We start from the raw sequence: 23,076 nt of genomic DNA, 5'->3' as shown, positions 1-23,076 counted from the left end.
CAGCTCCAGAGTAAAGTGGCTGTGGGATCCCGCCCTTCCCGCCAACACCTGAAACGGCAGCCCAGGCTCCCCTAGGTGATCCAACACCAAAGCCGCTCCCGAAAAGTCTTGCTCCCGCGTATAGTTGTTTACTGTCACCACGGCCGGGACGCCCGCCTGCTGGGCCGAGCGCAGCCCGTTCTCCGAGTCCTCAAAGGCCAGGCACTCCTGGGGGCGCAGCCCCATCTGTTCCAGCGTGTAGCAGTAGATGTCGGGGGCTGGCTTTTTGGCGGGGACAATATCGCCGGCAGCGATCACCTCAAACCAGCTCAGGCTTTCTGGCAGGGTGTGCTCCAGAAGGGCCGTCACGTTTTCGGGCGTGGTGGTGGTGGCGATGGCCAGGCGGATCCCGGCGGCTCTGGCTTCCTGTAAGAGGCGCTTGACGCCGGGGCGCAAAGGGATCCCTCCTTGGGCCAACAGAGCTGTGTAGTGGCGGGTCTTGGCCTGGTGCAGCCGGGCTATTAGACTGGTCAGGTCTTCGCCGGCAGGCAGGGGCGGCTGGCAGGTCTCGATGAAGTGGCGAATGCGCTCTTTGCCGCCGGTGATGGCCAGGAGCTGGCCGTAGAGCTCCACCGACCAGTGCCAGTCCAACCCTGCCTCGGCAAAGGCGGCGTTGAAAGCCACGCGGTGCCCATCCCGCTCCGTATCCGCCAGCGTGCCATCCACATCAAAAATGAACGCCTGCAGTTCCATGCGCATCCCCCGTTCCCACCCCGCCAGCCTCTTGTCAACTGGGCAAGCGACCCTATGCTACCTCATGGTTTGGATGCTCTCAGCCAGGTTCCTGGGAAGGCCAACAAGATGAGAAAATGAGGCACCGGTTATCCAAGTCTCGCCATGAGCTTTGATTTTGACTTGATCATCATCGGTGCTGGCGTCGGCGGCCATGGCGCGGCGCTGCATGCCGTCGAATCCGGCCTCAAAACCGCCATCGTCGAAGGTGCGGAAATGGGCGGCACCTGTATCAACCGCGGCTGCATCCCCTCCAAAGCTCTCCTGGCCGCCTCCGGACGCCTGCGGGAACTGCAACACACCCCTGAGCTGGGCATCCAAGTGGGATCCGTCCAGGCCGACCGAGGAGCCATTGCTGCCCATGCTGCCCAGGTGGTGGAGAAGATCCGCACCGACATGACCCGCTCCCTAGAGAAGCTGGGGGTAACAATCCTGCGGGGGCGGGGCAGGCTGGCGGGGCCACAAACGGTCGAAGTCCAGGAAGAGAAGGGATCCCAGACCTACACGGCGCGGGATGTGATCCTGGCCACGGGTTCTCGACCCTTTGTGCCGCCGGGGATCCAGGTGGATGGCCGCACCGTGTTTACCAGCGACGAGGCGGTGCGGTTGGAGTGGATCCCGGAGCGGCTGGCCATCATCGGCAGCGGCTACATCGGCCAGGAATTTGCCGACGTCTACACGGCGCTGGGATCCCAGGTCATCCTCATCGAGGCGCTGGAGACCCTGATGCCGGCCTTTGACCCCGACATTGCCCGCCTGGCCCAGCGGGTGCTGATTAAACCCCGCCAGATCCAGACCTATGTGGGCGTGCTGGCCAAGCAGGTGATCCCCGGCCAGCCGGTGACGATCCACCTCTCCAACGGGGAGACGCTGCAGGTGGATGGCTGCCTGGTGGCCGCTGGGCGGATCCCGGTCTCAGAAGGGCTGGGCCTGGCGGAGCTGGGGGTTGTTACGGACAAGCGCGGCTTTGTGCCGGTGGATAGCCGCATGGCCACCGAATTGCCCCACCTGTGGGCCATTGGGGATGTGACGGGCAAGATGATGCTGGCCCACGCGGCGGCAGCGCAGGGGCGGGTGGCGGTGGAAAACATCTGTGGCCGCCCTGCCTACATGGATTACCTGAGCATCCCGGCGGCGGTGTTCACCCATCCGGAGATGGGCTTTGTGGGGCTAACCGAGCCGCAGGCCAAAGCCGAGGGCTATAGCGTAGGCACGGTGCGCACCTACTTTGGCGGCAACTCCAAGGCCATTGCTGCTGGCGAGACTGAGGGCATGGTGAAGCTGGTCTTTGATAAAGAGACGGGCCTCTTGCTGGGATCCCACATTTTTGGGCCGCATGCCGCCGATCTCATCCACGAGGCAGCCCAGGCCATCGCCCGCCGCGCCACGGTGCAAGAGCTGGCCCGCCTGGTGCATGTTCACCCCACCTTGGCAGAGACGCTGGAGGAGGCCTACCGGCGAGCTGCCCACAGTTTGACGGCGGCCTAGCCCTGCCCTGCTGCCGACCGACACGGGCCGACTTGACGGCCAAAACCGGTCTAAGAATCTACAAAGACTCTTAGGATAGGGGGGAAGAGGTGGGAGGACGTGCCTTTGGCAAGCGAAGCGGAGATCACCCAGGCAGTGCAGGCCCAGTACGAGGCGTTTCCCTACCCGCCTGTGCCTTACGACCAACCCTTTGAGGGCTTCTCCAGCCTGGGCAGCTATACGTTGGCCCAATATGCCCGCACCCGCACCTTACAAGAGCCGACGGGCGCCAGGTTTTTGGTGGCCGGGTGTGGCACCGGCTGGGAGGTGCACGGCATTGCCGCCAGCAACCCCGGCTATGGCGCCGTGGTCGGGATCGACCTCAGTCGCCCGGCCCTAGAGATTGCCCAGAAGCGGATCAAGTACCACGGCCTGCGCAACTGCTCGGTGCACTACGGCGATCTCATGGATCCCTCCACCTGGCCGGAGGGGAGCTTCGACATGATCAGCTCCTATGGGGTAATTCACCACACCGCCGATCCGGTCAAGGCTTTGCAGAACCTGGCCTCGCGCCTGGCCCCTGACGGGGTAATGGCCCTGATGCTCTACAACCGTTCTGGTCGTTGGCACCTCTACCGCATTCGCCGCGCTCTGGAGCTGCTGGGGATTACCCCACCGGCCACGCCGGAAAAGATCGAATTTGTGCGGCAATTATTAAAGGCAGCCCATCCCAATTCCCTGCTGGCCCGGCACGCCAAGGCCCACGAAGAGTACTACTTACCAGATGAAAACATCGTCGATAACTTCTTCCACGCCAACGACATCCCCTTTGACATTGGCGAGATCCCCGACCTGGTGGCCCAGGCGGGACTGGAGTTTATCGATGTCGCCCCCTACTTGGACTATTGGAACGCCAGGCCCTTGATTGCCGCCACCCACCCGGAGTTCCATCGCCGCTACGAGGCCCTTGCCCGCATTGACCAACTGCGGGTCATCGAGTACCTGGAGCCCCTCTACCACACGCAAAATCTCTTTTGGTGCTGCCACCAGGGCAAAAAGTTGGCCCATTGGGATCCCTTTACTCCCGAGTTTTTCCAAAGCTCCCGTTGGCAGCTCAACCCCCTCTTTCTCCAGTACGGCAAGGTGCGCTACTGGGATCAAACCATCCCCTTTTCGGATCTGCTGGGCAAAGTGGATCCGGCCCAGATCGTGACCCAAAAGATGGACATCTTCTGGCCCATCGCCCGCATCCCGGGCAAGATGATCGCTTCTAGCCGCTACCAGGTGGTGGAGCTGCTGCTGCCATTGGCCAAGCAAGCTCGTTCTGGCGCCGAGATCTTGGCCGACCACGCCGAGAGAGCCGAGCACGTCCTTCTCCTCTTTCGGGAGTGGGAGGCGGATCGGCTAGTGCTGCGAGTTGCTCCTTAACTAACTCCCCCCCTTCCTAAGGAGCTACGAGGCGGGCTGGCGGCCACCCACAATGGCGCGGCAGCGAATGTAGGGCCCGCCGGCATCCACCTTGGCTGGCTGGCCCTTGCCACAGTGGCCGGATCCGAGATCCCAAAGGAAATCTCGCGACACAGCGTCCACTGACTGCAACACCTCAAAGGCATTGCCGGTGATAGTAACTCCCCGCAGCAGCTCCGCCAGCTTGCCATTGCGAATGCGGTAGGCCCGCTCCACGCCAAACATGAACTCACCGGTGGAGTCGGCTTGCCCGTTCCTGGCCCCATCCAGGAAGTAGCCGTCGGGGGTGCTGGCGAGGATCTCTTCTAGCGTCTGGGATCCCGGCTCGATGTAGGTGTTGCGCATGCGGATGAGCGGCTCGTCGGCGTACTCCCAGGCGCGGGCATTGCCGGTGGGCTCGACGCCAAAGTGGGCGGCAGTCTCCCGGTTGTGCAGGTAGCTCACCAGGATGCCATTCTGGATGATGGTAGTGGTTTGGGTAGGAACACCTTCATCGTCCACGGGCAGCGTTCCCCCTGCCCCCGGCATAAATTCAGAACGGCCAGAGTCCTTGAGAGTAACCAGTTCGCTGGCCACCCGCTGCCCTAGCTTGCCAGCCGCCACCGAGCCCGCGAGGACGAAATCGGCCTCGACCGTGTGGCCAATGGCTTCATGCACCAGCAGTCCCACGATGGAAGGGGAGAGGATGACGGTGGCCCATCCCCCCTCGGCATAGCCTGCAGAGAGGAGATCAACTGCCGTGGCAGCCGCCTTCTCCGCCATCTGCAAGGGATCCGTCCGAAAAAGGCAATCCCACCCCCCCGTCACGCCAATGGACTCAGTACCGCTGCTTAGTTGGCCATCCGCCTCGGCCACCGCCTGGATCCGCAGCTCAGGGCGCACCAGCCGGAAGGCCACATCCGCCCCATCCGTAGTAACAATGGCTTTTTCCTCGTAGATCTCGTTGTAAGTGCAACTGGCGGAGGTGATGCGGGCGGAAGACTTGCGCGCCTGGGCTTCTGTTTCCAGAGCCAACTGGATCTTGGCCTCCAGGGGTTTGTTGACCACCTCCTCCACGCCGGGCTCGCAGAACTCCCCCTGGGCCAGGGATACGCTGGGCAAAGCCTTCAGCTTCTGCCTGCGGCAGTCGGCGCTGGCGCGGGCCGCTTGCTGAGCTTCGGCAATGGCTTTGCGAATGGCTGCTGGCGAGGGATCCCCGGTGGCGGCAAAGCCCCAGGTGCCGGCTTCTAGCACCCGCACCCCCACACCTGAGCGCCGTCGAACCGCTGTGCGCTCAATGCGCCCCTTTTCCGCCGTGACACTGCGAAAGACTTTGCTGTGGTAGCGCAGTTCCACAAAGCCAGAATAGTCTCGAAGGATGTCGCGCAGCAGATCTCGCATGGCAATGAGGCGGGAAGGCCGTACTCACTCCAGCATAGCTTTGTTTTCGCCTGAATCCTCCGGCTGCCACTTCAGCACCAAGGTTGAAAGAGGGGGCAGGCAGAGCTCAAGCGAGTAGGGCAGGTTGTGGTAGGGCCAGTCATCCGTCCACTTGCCCCCTAGGTTGCCAACCCCGCTGCCCCAGAACTCTACCGCGTCGCTGTTGAGCAGTTCCCGGTAAAACCCTCGCTGCGGCACGCCAATGCGGTAATTCGGCCAAACCACCGGCGTAAAGTTACAGACTACCACTAGCCACTCCCTGGGATCCTCCCCATATCGGATAAAGGAGATAATGCCCCGATGGTCGCTGCAGTCAATCCAGCGGAACCCTTCTGGCTTGGTGTCTTGAGTGTAGAGAGCTGGCTGCGAGCGCAATAGATGGTTGAGGGTGGCTACGTAGTGGCGCAGTTTAGCGTGGGGCTCATACTGCAGCAGCTCCCAGTCTAGATCTGCCCAAACATTCCACTCGTTCCACTGGCCAAACTCCATGCTCATGAACAAAGTTTTCTTGCCGGGGTGGGTGAACATGTAGCCGTAGAGGGCCCGCAAACTGGCAAACTTGTGCCACATATCCCCTGGCATTTTGCCCAACATGTGGCTTTTGCCGTGCACTACCTCATCGTGGGAAAAAGCCAGCATGTAATTTTCACTGAAGGCATACATGAGGCTGAAAGTCACTAGGTTGTGATGGAACTGGCGGAACCAGGGATCCATGCGAAAATAATTCAGCATGTCGTGCATCCAGCCCATGTTCCACTTCAGGTTAAAGCCCAGACCGCCCACGTGAGTTGGCCAGGTCACCATTGGCCAGGCAGTCGATTCCTCGGCAATGGAAAGAACGCCAGGGTAGTACTTGAAAATAAGGGTATTGAGCTGACGGAAAAAGTCGATGGCCTCTAGGTGTTCCCGACCGCCGTAGCAATTGGGGATCCATTCTTTGCGGTCGTAATCCAGATAGAGCATCGAGGCCACTGCATCCACCCGAATGCCGTCAACGTGGTATTTGTCAAACCAAAAGAGGGCGTTGGCCACCAGATAGTTGCGCACCTCGTTGCGGCCGTAATTGAAAACTAAGGTGCCCCAGCCCTTGTGCTCGCCCTTGCGGGGGTCGGCATATTCGTAGAGGTGGGTACCGTCAAAAAAGGCCAGCCCATGCCCGTCTTTGGGAAAATGCCCTGGCACCCAATCGATAATGACACCAATTCCCTCCTGGTGAGCGCGATCGACAAAGTACATAAAGTCCTGCGGGGAGCCGTAGCGGGAGGTTACGGCGTAGTAGCCGATAACCTGGTAGCCCCAGGAGCCGTCGAAGGGGTGCTCGGCCACGGGTAAGAGCTCGATGTGGGTAAAGCCCAGCTCCTTGACATAGGGGATCAATTTGTCCGCCAGCTCCCGGTAGGTAAGAAAGCGGGTGTTGGGCTTTTGCTCCACCGGCACCAGGTGCCCATCAGCGGGGGGGTCTTCCGTGGAAGCGTGCATCCAGGATCCCAAATGCACCTCGTACACCGAGATGGGCGAGCGCAGGGGGTCGGTGGCAGCCCGCTTTTCCAGCCACTCCTGGTCGTGCCAGGTATAGGTGTGGAGGTCGGCTACAATTGAGCCGGTTTTGGGTCGCACCTCCTGCTGAAAGCCATAGGGATCTGACTTTTCGTAGATATCCCCCCAGGCAGTTTTCACCTCGTACTTGTAGACGGCTCCTGGCCCAACACCAGGGATGAACACCGCCCAGATGCCGCTTTCGCCCAGCCGCTTCATCTGGTGTTGGCGGCCATCCCAGTGGTTGAAGTCGCCAATGACACTGACATTGCGGGCGTTGGGAGCCCAGACGGCAAAGTGGACTCCCTGAACCCCATCTACGCTGATGGGATGAGCGCCCAACTTCTCGTAGATGCGGTGGTGGTTGCCCTCGTTGAAGAGGTAGCGATCCAGCTCACCGATGTGGTTGACCTTCTCCAGGGGAAAGCGATAGGGATCCTCCCATTCTTCAAGGTGTTGGCCCTCCGGATCCCAGACCCGCTGCGCCCGCAGAAAGTAGTCTGGAACCGGCGTGCCAGGCGCAAAGCACAGCTCAAACAACGTTTCTGGATGCAGCGGCTGCATGGGGTAGGCCTGCCCAGTGGCGCGTTCTACCAACCAAACCTGTTTGGCATTGGGCACCAGGGCCCGCACCAGCCAGAAGGACGTCTCCCCCTGCTCTATCTGCTGCGGCCCCAAAACAGCATAGGGATCCTGCCACTGGTTGGTGACGAACTGAAGCACTTGTTCGGCAGACAGGAGAAAGCCCATCGGCAAGCTTCAACAAAGCAACAATCTCAGTCTAGCGGTCGTCGGCTGCCGCTTTTGGCAGCTCATGGATTCCAGAGCCATGGCAGTAGCAGCCAAACCTTTCTGCCCCCGGGAAAACCTGCTAGAGTTGGGAGGGGATAATTCCCCTCCTTGCCAGCGAGGTTGGTTGGCTTGTTCTATTTTTGGGGTTTTGGGGACTTATGGCTATCCTGCTGTCGAGCGAACCTATCCTGGCCGTGAGCATCTTCGGCATGGGCCTGCCAGAGCTGGCCGTGATTGGGATAATTGCAGTGGTCGTGTTCGGCCCCAAGAAGCTGCCGGAGTTGGGCAGCGCCTTCGGCAAAGCGTTGCGCAGCTTCAAGCAAGAGATGAACAACCCCAGCAGCGATGACGAGCCCACCGCCGGTGCCGATCGCGTCAGCGGGACGGAGTCCCTGAAGGTAGAAGCGGAGAAGGTGGTCGAGAAAGATGCCGCCTGAGGGCATCTGCACTGAAAAAATGGTGTCTTGGGTCGGCTCCTCGTTTTGTAGGAGATAGGTGCGAGTAAAAGCGGATACCGCAAGTTGCACGGCCGGCATCTGCACCAGCCGCAACAAAATGAAGTCGGCTTGCCGGTGAGCTGGATCCAGGGCTGATGTATATTTTTGAAAAAGCTACCGGCCTGGCGCTACCGCTTGACCCAAAGCCGGGCTGGACAGGCGCAGCAGATGGGGGGCTATGGCGGAGCCGACCGATTTCGAGCTGATGCGCCAGATCCAACTGCGGGATCGCCGCAGCCACTTTTTACTTAAGGATCGCTACCAAAAGCGCCTGCTGGAGATCGCGCTGTCCACTCTCAAGCAGCCTCACCAGGCCGAAGAGGTGGTGCGCCAGGTGTTTGAGTTCTGCTGGAAACATGCGGAGGCCTTTGACCTGCAGCGGGATCGCTCGGTGGCCCTGTGGCTTTACGAGTTGACGGCCTTTCAAGCCCAAGAACGCTTGCGGCGCTGGAGCTGGTTGCCCGCCCCTGCCTCCATCCGGGTCGCACCTCCTTGGTGGCCGCGGCGCCTCCTCTGGGGCAGCTTAGTAGGGTTAGGGATCTACGCAGTGGCCATAACAGCAGCCTACTGGCGGCTGCGCTGGCAGGGGGAGTCGGTAGCCATTCAGCGGCTCTATCAGGAGTGGCAACGACAACCGCAGGTACGGCGAACCCTTCTGCGCGACCCCAGCTTCCGCAACCCCCTGTTGGTACAAGCTCTCTGGTCGCCCCGCGCCAAGCAGGTGTTGCTCTTGGCTTCAGAAATGCCCCCTGCCCCCCCGGGAACCACCTACCAACTGTGGCTGGAGTCGGCTGGGCAGCGCCTGGAAAGCGCCGGCACCTTCACCGTCAACGCCGAGGGATCCCTGCAATGGCTCAGCCAGCCCACCCATTCACAGCAGCCGACCCGCCTTTGGATTACCCTCGAACCGGCAGGCGGGAGCGAATCCCCCACTGGCGCCCCTCTGCTGCAGAGCAACTTCTGGATCCCTGCCTCTCAACCTGAGGAGAGCAAAGAGAACCTCTTAAACTAGCTTGAAATGACTCCTGAGACCCTGGAAGTTGCCCCGTCAGGTCAAGGGATTCATCCCCCCGTATACGGCGGGGAAGAGGGGGGCCTGCGCCGCCAAGGTTTCGGTCAACAACCGTTGCCATGACGGTAGTAGGATCAGGGGGCAGGCTTGCCGACGCCACACCAGGATTCGCCAGTATCTATCGGGAAATGGGTTGCGTTGGTTTCGCTTGGCCCTGCAGTTGCACGGATCGGTTGTGCCGGCAGTGCTGCCTCGCACCCTCATCTGTGGTCTCCTGGGAGTGCTGGTTTCCGTTCTCTACAAGCTGGGGTTGCCCATAGCGCTGTCCTCGTTGGTGGCGTTCGTGCCCAACATCGTTTTTGGCTTGATGCTGGTGTTTCGGACAAACACTGCCTACGAGCGGTTTTGGGAGGGGCGAAAAGCTTGGGGATGCGTGGTGAGCAACGTGCGCAACTTAGCCCGCTTGATTTGGGTAGCCATTGAAGAGAAGCAGCCAGACGATCGGGAAGAAAAAATCAAAATCCTCTATCTCCTGCCTGCTTTTGCCATCGGCATGAAGCAACATCTGCGCCAAGAATTTTTGCCAGATGAGCTTCAGACCCTCCTCAGCCCAGAGCAGTTGCAACGTCTTAAAAACCTCAACCATCCCTCCTTGCAAATTGCCTTTTGGATTGGAGACTACCTACAGCGCCAATACCAAAAAGGCCGCGTTGAAGTCTATCAGCTAACGATCATGGTGGAGCGGCTCAATAACATGGTCGATGTCCTGGGCGCCTGCGAGCGCATTCTCATGACCCCAACGCCCATGGCCTACGCCTTACATTTGAAGCAGTTGTTGCTGCTGTATTGTTTGTCTTTGCCTTTTCAGATGGTGGAGGGATTGGGCTGGATGACCGGCCCCATTGTCGGGCTGCTGGCCTTTATGCTGTTTGGCGTCGAGGAGATCGGCATTGAAATTGAGAACCCCTTTGGACGGGATCCGAACGACCTGCCCCTTGATGTGATTTGCAGTAGGATGAAGCAGAATATCGCTGATTTGATCCAGTCTGCCTAGAACAACCATGGGTTATCTCATAAACAAGCTTAGGTTTCCCTGGGGAAGGTAGTCCGGCTTTTTAAATTTTTCCAGTAACACCGGCTACGCAGCCGACAGCCGTACTTTTAGGCTTCTTCTGTGCCAGAGGGATCCCGCTTCTCCCCAGAATTGTTGGGTGGGGAGATTGGCCTGGGCAACTTTCTGGGATCTGGACGACAAGGGATCCCACCTCGGCGCCAGGAATGATACCTTGAAGAAAGGCGTAGGATCTCGACCGGAGCGACAGCCATGCTGAAATGCACCACCCGCCACGTTCACATCTTTGCTGGCGAGGTGACCGCCGATAACCACTTTGTGCCTCGCGACGATCTGCTCACCCTCGATGTGGATCCCGACAACGAGCTGGTCTGGAACGATGCCGCCTTGCAGAAGGTCTATGCTCGTTTTGAGGAATTGGTAGAAGAGTACAGGGGCCGGGATCTGACTGAGTACAACCTGCGGCGCATCGGCTCTGACCTGGAACACTTCATTCGCTCTCTCCTCAAGCAAGGGGAAATTGCCTACAACCTGCAGGGGCGTACCCCCAACTACAGCATGGGCTTCCCCCAGATCCCTGCTGAAGAAATTGTCGGCCAGTACATCCCCAAAGGTTAGCCTCTCTTCCATCCCTGACTCTGGGCCTGCCAGCCCGCACGCCAATCGTTGACCTGTTATCGGAGTATCAGCCCATGTCTGGAGAACCTACCCCCGCCCAGGAAACCGCTGTCGAAAAGCCGGCCCGGGTTGAGGCCGCCAACCCTGCTCCCAAGGAGACTGACACTGCCCAAGCCTCGCCCAAAGCCGCAGCAAAAAAACCAGCCAAGGAAGAGAAGCCTTTCGAGCAACTCATTGCAGAAGATGTGATCCCGGCAACCATCGCCGCTTTTCAGAAACGCGGCGTCACCGATCTGCAACTGCGGCTGGAGGGCAAGACGCTGATTGGCTCGTTTGCCGGCGGCAAAAAGCAGTTTAGCGTCCTCTTTGCCGAGGGATCCCTCAATGGGCCCAAGTTCTTCCGCTGCGCTATTGAAGGATCCCCGGCCAGCACCATTGAGTCTTTTATGATCGACGAGCGTCGCGTCGATGTGCCCCTGTTCGTGTTCTATCTGGTGCAGCGCCTCTATGCCCAGCAGTGGTATTGAGCGATCCCAGGCAGATGCCTGAGCCGCCAGCCAAACCCGTAGGCAGCGCAGCCAGAGATTGAGCTAGCCACCTGTTAGGCAAGGAAGGGATCCCCGGACAGGGATCCCTTTTCGCTGAGGCGGGGGATGGGCTGTAGAAGCCAAAAGAGATTATCTTTTGTGAAGAAAAGTAAGGCGGTGCTACGGGAGAGCGCGAAATGTACATCGTGCAGATTGCGTCGGAATGTGCCCCGGTCATCAAGGCGGGGGGGCTGGGGGATGTGGTGTACGGCCTCAGCCGAGAGCTGGAAGTGCGGGGGCACTGTGTCGAGCTGGTTTTGCCCAAGTACGACACCATGCGCTACGACCAGATCTGGGGCTTGCACGATGCCTACCGCGACCTCTGGGTGCCCTGGTATGGGGGAGCTATTCACTGCTCGGTGTACTGCGGCTGGGTACATGGCCGCCTTTGCTTTTTTATTGAGCCCCACTCCGGCGACAACTTTTTTAATCGTGGCTGCTACTACGGCTGCCCGGACGACAACATGCGCTTTGCTTTTTTCAGCAAGGCGGCTCTGGAGTTTCTTCTCAAAAGCAATAAGCGCCCCGATATCATTCATTGTCACGATTGGCAGACAGGATTGGTGCCGGTGCTGCTCTTTGAGATTTACAAGTACCACGGCATGGAAAACCAGCGGGTATGCTACACCATCCACAACTTTAAACACCAAGGCTTTGGCGGCCCGGAAATCCTCTGGGCCACCGGCCTCAACCGGGAGCCCTATTACTTTCATTACGACCGCCTGCGAGATAACTTTAACCCCTTTGCCCTCAACTTTATGAAGGGCGGGATCGTCTTTTCCAACTTCGTGACCACCGTTTCCCCCACCCATGCCCTGGAAGCGCGATTTGGTAATTACAACTATGGACTGGGACACACTCTTTACTTGCACCAGCACAAGTTTCGCGGCGTCTTGAATGGCATCGACTACGATATTTGGAACCCTGAGATCGATCGCTTTATTCCTTTTCACTACACGGCGCAAACTTTGGAAAACAAGGCCAAAAACAAAAAAGCACTGCGGGATCAGCTATGGCTACAAGATGTTGATAAGCCCATCGTGGCCTATATTGGGCGGCTGGACGAGCAAAAAGGCGTGCATCTGGTGCATCATGCCATCTACCGCTCCCTGTTTAAAAATGCCCAATTCGTGCTGCTGGGATCCGCCACGGAGCCGGGGATCGGCGCCTGGTTTGCCCATGAGAAACGCTACCTCAACGACAACCCCGATGTTCACATCGAGCTGGGCTTCAACGAAGAACTTTCCCACCTCATCTATGCGGGGGCAGACATCCTTGTGGTGCCCAGCCACTACGAGCCCTGCGGCCTTACCCAGATGATCGGCCTCAAGTACGGCACGGTTCCGGTGGTGAGGGGCGTGGGCGGCCTGGTGGATACCGTTTTCGACCGCGATTACGACACTCGCAAATTGCCGGAGCAGCGCAATGGCTACGTGTTCTACCACACGGATCGCGCGGCTCTGGAGTCGGCGCTGGATCGGGCCATCGACCTGTGGTACACCGCTCCCGACCAGTTTCGCCAACTGCAAGTCCAGGGCATGAGCTACGACTACTCCTGGAACTACCCCGGCAAAGAATACCTGGAGATCTACGAGTTCATTCGCCACCGCTGAGCGATCCCCAGCGATCCCAGCCCTTGACCACAAGGGGGAAATGCTGGACGATAGGTAGCAATGCCGCTCTTAACCTTCCCTACAGATTTATTGCCGGGGAAGGGGAGCTTGCTCGGTTATCTTCTCCTACCTGAGGATCCCTGGCCGCTATGATGGGCTATCTCGCCTTGGTACTCCACGCACACCTGCCCTTTGTGCGCCACCCTGAGCAGGACTTCGTGCTGGAAGAAGAATGGCTCTACGAAGCCATCACCGAGACCTATGTCCCGCTGCTGCACATGTTCGAGGGGCTGCGGCGAGATGGCATCGACTTTCGCTTCACCATGTCCCTGACGCCGCCCTTGGTGTCGATGCTGCGGGATCCCTTGCTGCAGGAGCGCTACGACCACTACCTAACCAAGTTGGAAGAGCTGGCCCAACTGGAATACGACAAGAACGCCACCAACGGCCACATTCGCTACCTGGCCGAGCACTACATCAAGCAATTTGCCATGGTGCGCGATCTCTGGGAGCGCTACGACCGGGATCTGGTGCGGGCCTTCAAACAGTTTCAAGACAGCGGCAACCTGGAGATCATTACCTGCGCGGCTACCCACGGCTACCTGCCCTTGATGCAGATGTACCCGCAGGCGGTATGGGCCCAACTTATCGTGGCCTGCGAGCACTACAACGAACACTTTGGCCAATGGCCAAGAGGGATCTGGCTGCCGGAGTGCGCCTACTACCAGGGGCTGGAGCGGATGATCGCCGATGCCGGCCTGCGCTACATGATCACCGACGCCCACGGTTTGCTCTATGCCAAGCCGCGGCCCCGCTACGGCATGTACGCCCCCATCTTCACCGAGACTGGCGTTGCCGTCTTCGGTCGGGATCACGAGTCTTCGCAGCAGGTGTGGTCAGCGGAGGTGGGCTACCCTGGGGATCCCGTCTATCGCGAGTTCTACAAAGACCTGGGGTACGAGGCCGACTACGAGTACATCAAGCCCTACATCATGCCCAACGGCCAGCGGAAAAACACCGGCATCAAGTACCACCGCATCACGGGGCGCAACCTCGATCTGGGACAGAAGCAACTTTACGATCCCTACTGGGCCAGGGAGAAGGCGGCAGAACATGCGGGCAACTTCATGTTCAACCGCCAGCGGCAGATCGAGTATTTGTACAGCGTCATGGGGCGTCCGCCGCTGGTGGTGGCCCCTTATGATGCCGAGCTGTTCGGCCATTGGTGGTATGAGGGCCCCTGGTTTTTGGATTTCCTCATTCGCAAGAGCTACTTCGACCAAAATACCTATCGCATGACTCACCTGGCGGAGTACTTGCGGGAGAACCCCACCCACCAGGTGTGCAAACCTGCCCAGTCCAGTTGGGGGGCGCGCGGCTTCCACGAGTACTGGCTGAACCCCACCAACGCCTGGATCTACCCCCACCTGCACAAGGCTACCGAGCGGATGATCGAGCTGAGCCGCCGCGAGCCTGCCGATGACCTGGAGTGGCGGGCCCTGAACCAGGCGGCGCGGGAATTGCTCCTGGCCCAATCTTCCGACTGGGCCTTCATCATGCGCACGGGGACGATGGTTCCCTATGCGGTACGCCGCACCAAATCCCACCTGCTGCGCTTCAATCACCTCTACGAGAAGATCCAAGCCGGCCAGTTTCGGCGAGAAAAAGCCACCCCTGAAGACGAGCAGTGGCTGGCCAAGGTGGAATACATGGACAACATCTTCCCCAACCTCAACTACCGTGTCTACCGGCCCCTCTGACCATTGGGTAAGGCCGGAACCTTTTGGCAACTTCCACCCGCACCGCGTGGAAAAAAGAATTTCCGACTACTTGAGCCTCACTCCCCCCCTTCCTCTTGGACGATGGGCTGGGGTTGGTCGCAGCAGAGGCGCGCTCGGGAAGTGTTTTCTTCAATCGGGTTTGAAACGACTGCAGTTTGAAATAGCCATCATCGGCATCCCTGCGGACTTTCCGCTGCCGAGGGCGGGCCTTGTTGCGAAGGGATCCCAACTTCCCTGCCCTGATGGCCAGCCCTGCCGGTTCTAGAGCTTGGTGCCGCACTCGGCGCAGAACTTGTGCAGGCTGGGGTTTTTGGTGCCGCAATTGGGGCAGTAAATCAGCTCGGCGGCTTGCTCCAGTTGCCGCTTTTCCGGCAGGCCGATCATCTGGTAGTTGGCTTTGCCGGCGGGCACCATCGGGTAGCAGTTCTCGTCCCGCTTGACCACAAAATCGACCACCACCGGCCCCTCGTGGCGCAGCATCTCTTGGATGGCGTCGTCCACTTGATCGGGGTGATCGACGCGCATGCCCTTGACGCCAAAGGCTTCAGCCAGCTTGACGAAATCCGGCATGCCCGGAGTCATATCCGAGTGGGAGTAGCGCTCGCCGTGGAAGGCCTGCTGCCACTGCCGCACCATGCCCTGCCAGCCGTTGTTGATGATGGCCACCTTGGTGGCAATGCCGTACTGGGCCACCGTGCCCAGCTCCTGCATGTTCATCTGGAAGCTGGCGTCGCCGCTGATGCAGATCACCTCGGCGTGGGGCAGGGCCACTTTGACCCCCATGGCCGCCGGGAAACCGTAGCCCATGGTACCCAGGCCAGAACTGGAGATCCACTGGCGCGGCCCGTTACGCAGAAACTGCGCCGCCCACATTTGGTGCTGACCGACATCGGTGGTGTAGTAGGCGTGGGGAGCATGGCGACGAAAGGCATCGATCACCTGCTGCGGGGCGATCACGCCCTCATAGCGGGGCACCTGCAGGGGGTAGTCCCGTTTCCAGCGCTCGATCCGCTCCAGCCAAGCCTGCGTCTGGCCAGGGGTGTGGGGCATTTTGCTCAGTTGCGCCAACAGCTCCACCAGGACGGTGCGCACATCTCCCACAATCGGCACGTCCGGAGTGCGGTTTTTGCCCACTTCTGCCGGGTCGATATCAATGTGGATAACCTTGGCGTGCTTGGCAAATTCGTCCAGCTTGCCGGTTACGCGGTCGTCAAAGCGGGCCCCCACGGCAATCAGCAGGTCGCACTCGGTAACGGCGAAGTTGGCGTAGGCGGTGCCGTGCATGCCCAGCATCCCCACCGAGAGGGGATCGTTCTCATCGAAGGCCCCTTTGCCCATGAGGGTGGTGGTCACCGGGATCTGATAGGTGTGGGCCAGCTCGGCAATCTCGGCATGGGCACCCGAGATGATGGCCCCGCCCCCCACGTAGAGCAGGGGCCGCTTGGCCTGCAGGATCAGCTTGGCCGCCGCGTGGATCTGGCGCGGGTTCCCCCGCACCGTGGGCCGGTAGCCGGGGATGTTGACTTCGCTAACCGGCTGGTAGTCGAACTCTTCCAGCCCCACATCTTTGGGAATGTCGATCAGCACCGGCCCCGGTCGCCCGGTGCCAGCAATGTGAAAAGCCTCGGCCACGATCCGAGCCATTTGGCGCGGATCCCGCACCACGTAGGAGTGCTTGACGATGGGCAGGGTGATGCCAAAGATGTCGGTCTCCTGAAAGCCGTCGGTGCCGATCAAATGGCGGGGCACCTGGCCGGTGATCACCACCATGGGCACAGAGTCCATCATGGCATTGGCAATGCCCGTCACCAGGTTGGTTGCTCCTGGCCCCGAGGTGGCGAAGCACACCCCCACCTTGCCGGTGGCGCGGGCGTAGCCATCGGCAGCATGGGCGGCGGCCTGTTCGTGGCGGACTAGGAAATGTTTGAGTAGCCCTTGGGATTCGGCCTTGTACAGCTCGTCGTAGATGGGCAAGATCGCTCCTCCTGGATAGCCGAAAATGTGCTGCACCCCATGTCGATGCAGGCTATCCACCAGTGCATAGGCCCCTGTTGCCACGATATCTTCTCCCCACTGAAGACGACCGAGCGCTCAACCTGAAGGGTTTGAGCTAGAAGACCAGCCAGCTATTGGCCGGCTTTTTAGGTTGTGTATTTAATTCAACAGTCTAGCAGGGGTTTGCTCCGCAGGGTTGAGATTTGCCTGGGGGGTGGCAACCGGTTTTTTCCTTCACCCTGCTTTTGCCTTGGAGAGCCCTTTAAGGCTGAGCTGTCGCATCCCCAGCAGAGGTGGCTCTAGATGAGAAGGGATCCGCTGCCCTGGGGATCCTGCGCTGCAAAACCTGCCCAGGCCGACGTGAGACCATCCGGTTCTCAGAGGGTTGAACCTGAAATTGATGGCATCCTCCCCTCAATATTTATTGAGGGGATTATTGCCCCTCGAGCTCCCCTACTTCTCTAAAACCTGCTGTTATCTATCTAGGTTTGATGATTGCGATGCTGGTCGGCAACCCGCTGGCTGGCCTCAAGACCGGCCTAGAGCCGGTTTTTGCCCAGTCTTCTGTCTCAGCAATCGATGAAGAAACTATTGGATTGCTCGCTTAGTTGTTCCCGCTGCTTCCGTTGAAGAAGTCGAACTGGAGCGGGAGAATGGGCGCTGGGTTTGGAAGGTGGGGTTTGCCAACGACATTGAGGTCAAAATCGATGGCAGAGCCGGGAAAATTCTAGACATCGATGATGACTGGTAGTTGGGCTGCTGCAAGAGCCCAAGAGAGGGCTGACGAGTTCTATCGGATCCTCGAGCGGCTGCTGCGCAGGATGAGCCATGCCAATTCCAAGGCCGGCCCCAGCACTCGCCAGGCGCGAAAGCAAAGCAGCAGGGATCCCTGTCCGTGCCAGCCGGTGTGGGCGAAGGTCAAGCGCAGGTGGCAAGCCAGCGAGGGGGGGAGGGTTGCCAAAAGCCCTAGGCACTGCCCCGTCAAGGCCGGGTCGGCAAAGCCGATTTCCAGGCCGCCTCGCCAGGACTGGATCTGGATCCCCTCGGCCAACCGCCTCAGAAGGGGCCAGAAGCGAGGCCAGTCGGCAAAGGAGAGACGGCAGCCCACCCAGGCTGGCCAATGCCCGCGAACGTATAGGGACCCGCAGCGCCATTCCCAACCCCGACGGCTGCCCCGCAGAGCCAAGCCCCTCCACCCGCGCCATTCCCCAACCCAGGCGAGGGGGCCCTGCCAAGGCTTGCGGTAGCGCAGCAGGAGCTGTTGTGGCCAGAACAAAAACAGCCCCAACCCCGTGACCAGCAACAGCCCTGCCAGGCGCTGGATGACCTCAGGCCAGCCCATAGCGAGCCAGAAAACGGGGCAAATCGACCACCTGACAGGTATAGGATCCCTGCATGACCAAGCGCCCCTGCTGCGTGATCTTCACCTGAAATTCAATGCGCCTTCCCACCGCTTGCACAACCTCAACCTGAACGTGTAGAGGATCCCCGACCACGGCTGCCGAGCAGTGTTCCAGGGCAAAGCGGATCCCGACGACGGCTTCTTCCCCCTCGTAGAAGGGCTGCAAGGTGTTGTGGCCGCACCGCTCGATCAGCGCCAACAGCGCCGGGGATCCGATCACCCTCACGCCGGGGTTGCCCAGGGCCTCTGCCGTTTGCTCGGGGCCGGGGATCCCTTGCCAGGTGCCGCGGGTGCCGAGAGGAACAGGTTTCACGGTCTGGGAGCCCCAACAGGCGAGGGTGGGCATTTAGCGGGATGCAGTCCTGGACTGCCACAGGCGCCAGCCCTGCCCAAGCAAGAGGCAGAGAACCAGGATCCCGACGAGAACCACCAGCACCAGGGCCCGCTCCAGGCGGGTGGCATAGAACCCCGTCACCGTCCAGTTGCGGCTGAGGTTGGAGCTCAAAATGGCAAGCATAGCCAGGCCCAAAGCTTGGGTCCCTGTCCAAGGTGCCCTTCCCCTTTCTTGGTATAGGGCTATGGGCTGCAGCGCTGCCAAGATCAAGGCGGTGATCAAGGCTGCCAGCAAGAAGGCCGCCTGCGGCTGGGCGTGGACGAAATAGCCCACCCCCAGCGGCAGGAGCAGGCTGGCCAGCGTCAGGCCGATCCCCGTCGGCAGCGGCCTGTCTTGCCCGTACACCCAGTGGACAAGCGCTGCCAGCCCCATGCTCGCCATGCCCAGGTACAGCGCCGCCGCCACATAGGGCTGGGTGAGGTCGATCCCGGCCACCTGCAGGTTGAACTGGTGCAGCAGGTTTTGCAGCAGGGGTTGGGCCGACAAAAACAGGGCGGCCATTGCCCCCCAGCGGCTGGGAAAAGCCAGACACCCCAGCCCCAGCAGCGCCGCCCCGTAGGATCCCCCCAGCCGCAGCGCCAGCAGCGCCCCACCGCCTACCAGCGTCAGGCTCACACAGGCCCGCCAGAGCAAGGCCTCTTTCCCCTCGGGTGCCGGGATCCCGCCCTCCAAAGCCAGCAGAGCCCACGAGAGCAGCACCCCCGCCCCGTACAGCAGCGCCCAAAAGGGATCCTGGTACAGCCCGTTGCGCACCAGGGCCAAAGCCAGCGCCGTCGCCACCAGCCATCCCACACCGTGCCCCAGGGCCGACAGCAGCCGGTTGGAGCCCACCTCGCTGTCGCGCGAGGACTCCGTCCCGCTGGCGGGAACGGGGAGGATCAGCAGGGGCAGCGTGCCCGCCACCAGGCTGAGGGCAGCCAGCCCCACCGGCAGCAGCACCGACCAAGGGAGATCTTGGGGGGAGCCCATCTCCAGCAGGCGGGATCCCCAGGTCAAGGCGGCGATGCCGCTCCAGCCCTGGCCCAGACCCATCAGCACAGACAGCATCTCCGCCTCGGCCAAGCAGCCCAGCAACGGGATCCCCACCAAGCCCATCCCCAGGCCGCAGCCCCACAGCAGCAGAGAAAAAGCAGCTCCCGCCTCAGATTCCTCGAAAGCACCGCGGGCTAGGCCCCACACGCTGGCCAAGCTGAGCAGCAGCACCGCCAGCCCCTGCCCGGCCCGCCCGCAGCCGCTCAAGCCCAGCAGACCCAACCCCACCAGTCCCCCCAGCAACACCGCTAGCGGGATCGGCTCCGACAACTGTCCCAGCCCTGCCCCCAGCGCCGCCAAGGCTGCCAAGCCCAGCCCCACTGCCGGCTGCCAACGGCGAAGGGATCCCCAGCGGCGATAGCGAATCGCTTCCAACAGCAAAACCACCAAGCCAATTGCAGCCCCAATCGCCAGCGCTCCGCTTACCATCTCCCCCTCCTGACCAACCCTTCCTCAACTATCGCCGATCTTGGTCTGGCCATCGAAGGACTCCGTCCCGCTGGCGCAAACGGCAAAAGGGTTGACAGAAACTTGGTGCCTTATCCCCCAGCCGGGGAAGGGCAATGCCCCAAGCCGCCGAGGCGGTGGCAAAGATAAGCTGGAAAAGAGCAGCGAGCGGGCGTTCATGTCTTCCGAGCATTACAAGTTCGACCTCTTCTTGCGTTACCACCGGGCCCAGGCCCGTTGGGCGCGGCAGTTGGCGGAGCGGCTGGATCGGGAGGGCTTCAAGGTCTGGTTTGACCGCTGGATGCTACAGCCAGGAGACGACCGCCGGCTGGAGCTGCAACTGGCCATCGAACAGTGCCGCTGGGTCGGGGTGGTGGCCTCGCCGGAGTTTGTCGCCAATCCCTGGCCCAGAGATGAGCTCTACAGCGGCTTCTCCCACGCCCCGCCCCGGCAGAACCAGCGCCTGCTGACGCTGCTGCACACGCCCGCCGAGCTGCCCCGCCCCCTGGCAGAAGCGCCGCTGCTGGACTTTAGCGGCTCCGATGAGGATCCGGTGCTGTTCGAGTACCGGGCCCGGGAGCTGATGCACTTTTTGGATCCCAGCTTTCCCGCCCCCGGGGATCTGCAGCGATTTCGGCTGCAATACCGTCGCCGCGAGGAACTCCCTGAAGATGAGGAGGTGCGGGGGTTCCAGGCCTTTTTGCGGGCCATTCAAATGGCCATCCTGCGCATTGCCACCGGCGAAATGCCCTCTGCCACGCCGGAGGAAGGAGCACGCAAGATTGCCATTTTGCAATTTATTCAGCGGCTGTTTCAGTGGAACAGCGCCGACATTCAATTTGAGCGGGCCGAGGAGTGGCGCAAGCGGGGCAACCTGAGCGAGGCGCTGGCCGCCTACGACCGTGCCTTGAACATGGATCCCAACTTTGCCCTGGCCTGGAGCCGGCGCGGCGATGTGCTGGTGCAGTTGGCCCGCTACCGCGAGGCGGTGGACAGCTACAACGGATCCCTGAGCATCAACCCCTACGACGAGGAGACGCGGCTGCGCCTGGCCCTGATTTTGGGGCGCCTGGGCCAGTACAAAGCGGCGGTGGTCAACTACGACAAGGTGCTGGAGAGCAACCCCGAAGATGCCTTGGCCTGGCACAATCGCGGCATTCGCCTCATGCAACTGAAGCGGCCCAAGCTGGCCCTCAACAGCCTGAACAAGGCGCTGCGCTACAACCCCCAACAGCCCCGCACCTGGCTGGCGCGTGGGATCGTGCTGCGGCGGCTGCGGCGGCCCAGCTCGGCGGCGGCCAGCTTTGCCCGCGTCCTGAAGCTCAACCCCAGAAGTGGCCGGGTCTGGCGCTACCAAGGCAATGCCCTGTTCCACTGCCAGCGGCTGCGCTCGGCCATCGAGTGTTACAAGCGCTCGCTGCGGCTGCGCCGCCGGGATCCCATTACGCTCCACAACCTAGGGGTGGCTCTGCTGCGCCTGGGGCAGTATCGGCTGGCCAGCAAGGCCCTGGAACGTGCTCTGCGCTACGACGCCGACAACCCCAAAAGCTGGTATGCCCGCGGCGTGGCCTTCCAGAAATTGGGCTACCTGAGGGAGGCTTGCATTCACTTCGAGGAAGCCCTGAAAATCCGGCCAGAGGACTTCCCGGCTCGCTACGCCCTGGCGGTGGCCCAGCAGGAGCTGGGGCAATACGAAGCCAGCCTGGAGCAGTTCCGGCGCCTGGTGCAACAGCGTCCCGGCAGCTTTGCCTGCTGGTTTGGCCAGATCACCAGCCTGCGGCGCTTGGGCCGGTTGGAAGAAGCCCTTGCTGCCGCCCAACAGATGACCCGCCTCAACGAACGGGATCCCTGGGGCTGGTTTGCCTTAGGGCTAGTGTATGGCGACCTGAAAGAGGCAGAAAAAGCGGTGGAGGCCTACTCGCGGGTTTTGCAGCTCACCCCAGAAGACGCGGTGGCCCTCAACAACCGCGCCTGGGAGGCCCTGAAGCTGGGGAAATTGGAGCTGGCTCTAGCCGACGCCCAACGGGCCACAGAACTGGAGCCGCAGCGGCCCGCCTTCTGGCATACCTTGGCGCTAATCCAACTACAGGCCGGCCAGCGGGAGGCGGCCCAGGCCAGTTTGCAGCGCTGCCTGGAACTGGATCCCCAGTTTCAGCCGGCCCAAGCTGCTCTGCAGGAGCTGAACCGCGCCGGCTCCAGCTCGCCGACACCGTTGCCGGGCAACTTTGCCGAGAGCCCTGCTGCTGACGCGCCGGCAGGAACGGCGCTGCCAGAACTGAAAACCCTCACCCCTCAAGAGGAGCCGCAACCGGTAGACTGTAGGCCCCTACCGGATCCCTCCGCTTAGCCCTTGTCTTGTGCCAATCCCCACAACGCCCTGACTGGATTTATGCCCAGGGACAGCTTGCCTCCCTGCCTGACAAAACTCCACCGGCTCAGGGCTATGTAGACCATCCGCGAACTGAAGCGCGGAAGCAGGCTACTGAGCAGGGGGAGAACCTCAGCCTTAGCAATATACAAACTGTGCTGTTCAGAGGGGCCGTCAGCTCTCCCCCGTTCACAGTAAGGGCAGGCCGCGCAGTCGTCGCAGTTGGTTGATATGGGCTGGGCAATCACACCCGAACAGGGCAATGGCGGCGTTGCTCTCTTCGAGGGTGAACTCCAAGAAAAGATGCTCCGCCGCCTCGACCTCAGCTTCAGATGGGTTGGGATCCCCTATCTCTGGCCAAGGGAGCGGGTGCCGCCACGGCAAAGAACGAGAGCGGACAACACTCAGATCAAATTGAGGCACCTCCAGAGCAGAAGCCCAAGCCATAGGAGCAGGCGACAGCAGCAACGCCCACAGAGCCGGTGTAGCCCACCTAGCCCAACGCCAATAGAAATGAGGGATCCCTGCCATCAATCTGACCAACTCACCGTAGCGGTAGTGTACCACTGGTTTTGGCTTCTGTCAGGAAAGAGAAACTCCATCAGCCGAAATGACCGTAAAGTGGTTGAGCTTACAGCCTGTTAAAGACTCAAGGGGTACAATAGCAGCACTTAGCAAACCAACTTTGGAAGGAGGATGGATTGATCAGTAGTAAAGAAGTCTTCACTGTCTGCTCCATGCTATATTTCCCAATTCTGCAAAGCTGCCGAATAAAATGCTTCAACACCGACCACATCATCTCAATG

19 protein-coding genes and 1 pseudogene are annotated in these 23,076 nt (G+C 60.8%); 11 read left to right on the top strand and 9 right to left on the bottom strand.

All coding sequences use genetic code 11. The features are described from left to right. A partial coding sequence (locus NW809_RS02675) for an HAD family hydrolase (protein ID WP_414401470.1) occupies positions 1–732 on the bottom strand: 732 nt, incomplete at its 3' end. 144 nt (positions 733–876) lie between these two features. On the opposite strand from NW809_RS02675, the gene lpdA reads away from it, so the two are divergent. Next, entirely contained in the window at positions 877–2,259 is a 1,383-nt protein-coding gene (lpdA, locus tag NW809_RS02670; RefSeq protein WP_414345935.1) for a dihydrolipoyl dehydrogenase, read from the top strand. Between the two features lie 99 nt (positions 2,260–2,358). Continuing rightward, positions 2,359–3,666: a class I SAM-dependent methyltransferase gene (locus NW809_RS02665; RefSeq protein ID WP_414401469.1), complete on the top strand. Its 1,308-nt coding sequence runs from the start codon at positions 2,359–2,361 to the stop codon at positions 3,664–3,666. Positions 3,667–3,690: 24 nt separating this feature from the next. On the opposite strand, the gene NW809_RS02660 is transcribed toward NW809_RS02665, so the two are convergent. Together NW809_RS02660 and glgB are read right to left on the bottom strand one after the other, a co-directional pair. Further along, positions 3,691–5,085, bottom strand: a complete 1,395-nt coding sequence (locus NW809_RS02660; RefSeq protein ID WP_414401468.1) for a TldD/PmbA family protein — start codon at positions 5,083–5,085, stop codon at positions 3,691–3,693. A gap of 24 nt (positions 5,086–5,109) precedes the next feature. Continuing rightward, a complete protein-coding gene (gene glgB / locus NW809_RS02655) occupies positions 5,110–7,410 on the bottom strand; it encodes a 1,4-alpha-glucan branching protein GlgB (RefSeq protein WP_414401467.1) in 2,301 nt (766 codons plus the stop codon). A 200-nt stretch (positions 7,411–7,610) separates the two neighbouring features. On the opposite strand from glgB, the gene tatA reads away from it, so the two are divergent. From tatA to NW809_RS02620, 7 genes are all read left to right on the top strand, one after another. After that, positions 7,611–7,889, top strand: coding sequence for a twin-arginine translocase TatA/TatE family subunit (gene tatA / locus NW809_RS02650; protein ID WP_011430879.1), 279 nt, complete (start codon positions 7,611–7,613; stop codon positions 7,887–7,889). A gap of 238 nt (positions 7,890–8,127) precedes the next feature. Further along, a complete protein-coding gene (locus NW809_RS02645; RefSeq protein WP_011430880.1) occupies positions 8,128–8,961 on the top strand; it encodes an anti-sigma factor domain-containing protein in 834 nt (277 codons plus the stop codon). A 193-nt stretch (positions 8,962–9,154) separates the two neighbouring features. After that, entirely contained in the window at positions 9,155–10,015 is an 861-nt protein-coding gene (locus NW809_RS02640) for a bestrophin family protein (RefSeq protein ID WP_414401466.1), read from the top strand. A 270-nt stretch (positions 10,016–10,285) separates the two neighbouring features. Next, positions 10,286–10,651 (top strand): NAD(P)H-quinone oxidoreductase subunit M, encoded by a 366-nt coding sequence (locus NW809_RS02635; RefSeq protein ID WP_011430883.1) that lies wholly within the window; start codon positions 10,286–10,288, stop codon positions 10,649–10,651. Positions 10,652–10,725: 74 nt separating this feature from the next. Next, positions 10,726–11,178, top strand: a complete 453-nt coding sequence (locus NW809_RS02630) for a DUF2996 domain-containing protein (RefSeq protein WP_099813003.1) — start codon at positions 10,726–10,728, stop codon at positions 11,176–11,178. Positions 11,179–11,375: 197 nt separating this feature from the next. After that, positions 11,376–12,851 carry a glycogen synthase GlgA gene (gene glgA, locus NW809_RS02625; RefSeq protein WP_011430885.1) on the top strand — a complete coding sequence of 492 codons (1,476 nt, stop codon included), beginning with the start codon at positions 11,376–11,378 and terminating at the stop codon, positions 12,849–12,851. Positions 12,852–13,003: 152 nt separating this feature from the next. Continuing rightward, the gene (locus NW809_RS02620; RefSeq protein ID WP_011430886.1) at positions 13,004–14,611 is read left to right on the top strand and encodes a glycoside hydrolase family 57 protein; all 1,608 of its coding nucleotides are present in this window, start codon (positions 13,004–13,006) and stop codon (positions 14,609–14,611) included. Between the two features lie 282 nt (positions 14,612–14,893). Here the strand turns inward: NW809_RS02620 and ilvB are convergent, their stop codons facing one another. Next, on the bottom strand, positions 14,894–16,690 hold the full coding sequence (ilvB, locus tag NW809_RS02615) for a biosynthetic-type acetolactate synthase large subunit (RefSeq protein ID WP_414345917.1): 1,797 nt from the start codon (positions 16,688–16,690) through the stop codon (positions 14,894–14,896). A 532-nt stretch (positions 16,691–17,222) separates the two neighbouring features. Here ilvB and NW809_RS02610 point away from each other — a divergent pair. After that, positions 17,223–17,378 (top strand): PepSY domain-containing protein, encoded by a 156-nt coding sequence (locus NW809_RS02610; protein ID WP_346426067.1) that lies wholly within the window; start codon positions 17,223–17,225, stop codon positions 17,376–17,378. Positions 17,379–17,417: 39 nt separating this feature from the next. Here the strand turns inward: NW809_RS02610 and NW809_RS02605 are convergent, their stop codons facing one another. The 3 genes from NW809_RS02605 to NW809_RS02595 are packed head-to-tail and all read right to left on the bottom strand — an operon-like array spanning position 17,418 to position 19,884. Continuing rightward, the gene (locus tag NW809_RS02605; protein ID WP_011430890.1) at positions 17,418–17,969 is read right to left on the bottom strand and encodes a hypothetical protein; all 552 of its coding nucleotides are present in this window, start codon (positions 17,967–17,969) and stop codon (positions 17,418–17,420) included. Further along, positions 17,956–18,342: a thioesterase family protein gene (locus tag NW809_RS02600; RefSeq protein WP_099813344.1), complete on the bottom strand. Its 387-nt coding sequence runs from the start codon at positions 18,340–18,342 to the stop codon at positions 17,956–17,958. Before NW809_RS02600 ends, NW809_RS02605 begins: the two co-directional genes overlap by 14 nt. Before the next feature lie 33 nt (positions 18,343–18,375). Then, entirely contained in the window at positions 18,376–19,884 is a 1,509-nt protein-coding gene (locus NW809_RS02595; protein WP_414401465.1) for a hypothetical protein, read from the bottom strand. 196 nt (positions 19,885–20,080) lie between these two features. Here NW809_RS02595 and NW809_RS02590 point away from each other — a divergent pair, with 196 nt between their 5' ends. Further along, the gene (locus tag NW809_RS02590) at positions 20,081–22,249 is read left to right on the top strand and encodes a tetratricopeptide repeat protein (RefSeq protein ID WP_414401464.1); all 2,169 of its coding nucleotides are present in this window, start codon (positions 20,081–20,083) and stop codon (positions 22,247–22,249) included. Between the two features lie 210 nt (positions 22,250–22,459). Here NW809_RS02590 and NW809_RS02585 read toward each other — a convergent pair whose 3' ends face one another. Together NW809_RS02585 and NW809_RS02580 are read right to left on the bottom strand one after the other, a co-directional pair. Continuing rightward, positions 22,460–22,717 carry a hypothetical protein gene (locus tag NW809_RS02585; protein WP_049749773.1) on the bottom strand — a complete coding sequence of 86 codons (258 nt, stop codon included), beginning with the start codon at positions 22,715–22,717 and terminating at the stop codon, positions 22,460–22,462. Between the two features lie 202 nt (positions 22,718–22,919). Then, positions 22,920–23,076: pseudogene (locus NW809_RS02580) on the bottom strand (IS630 family transposase); the annotation flags it as partial.

Source organism: Synechococcus sp. WC101 (assembly GCF_047461555.1).
Lineage (GTDB): Bacteria > Cyanobacteriota > Cyanobacteriia > Thermostichales > Thermostichaceae > Thermostichus.
The sequence above is the reverse complement of the archived record's forward strand: the minus strand, read 5'-3'. Positions and strand labels throughout refer to the sequence as shown.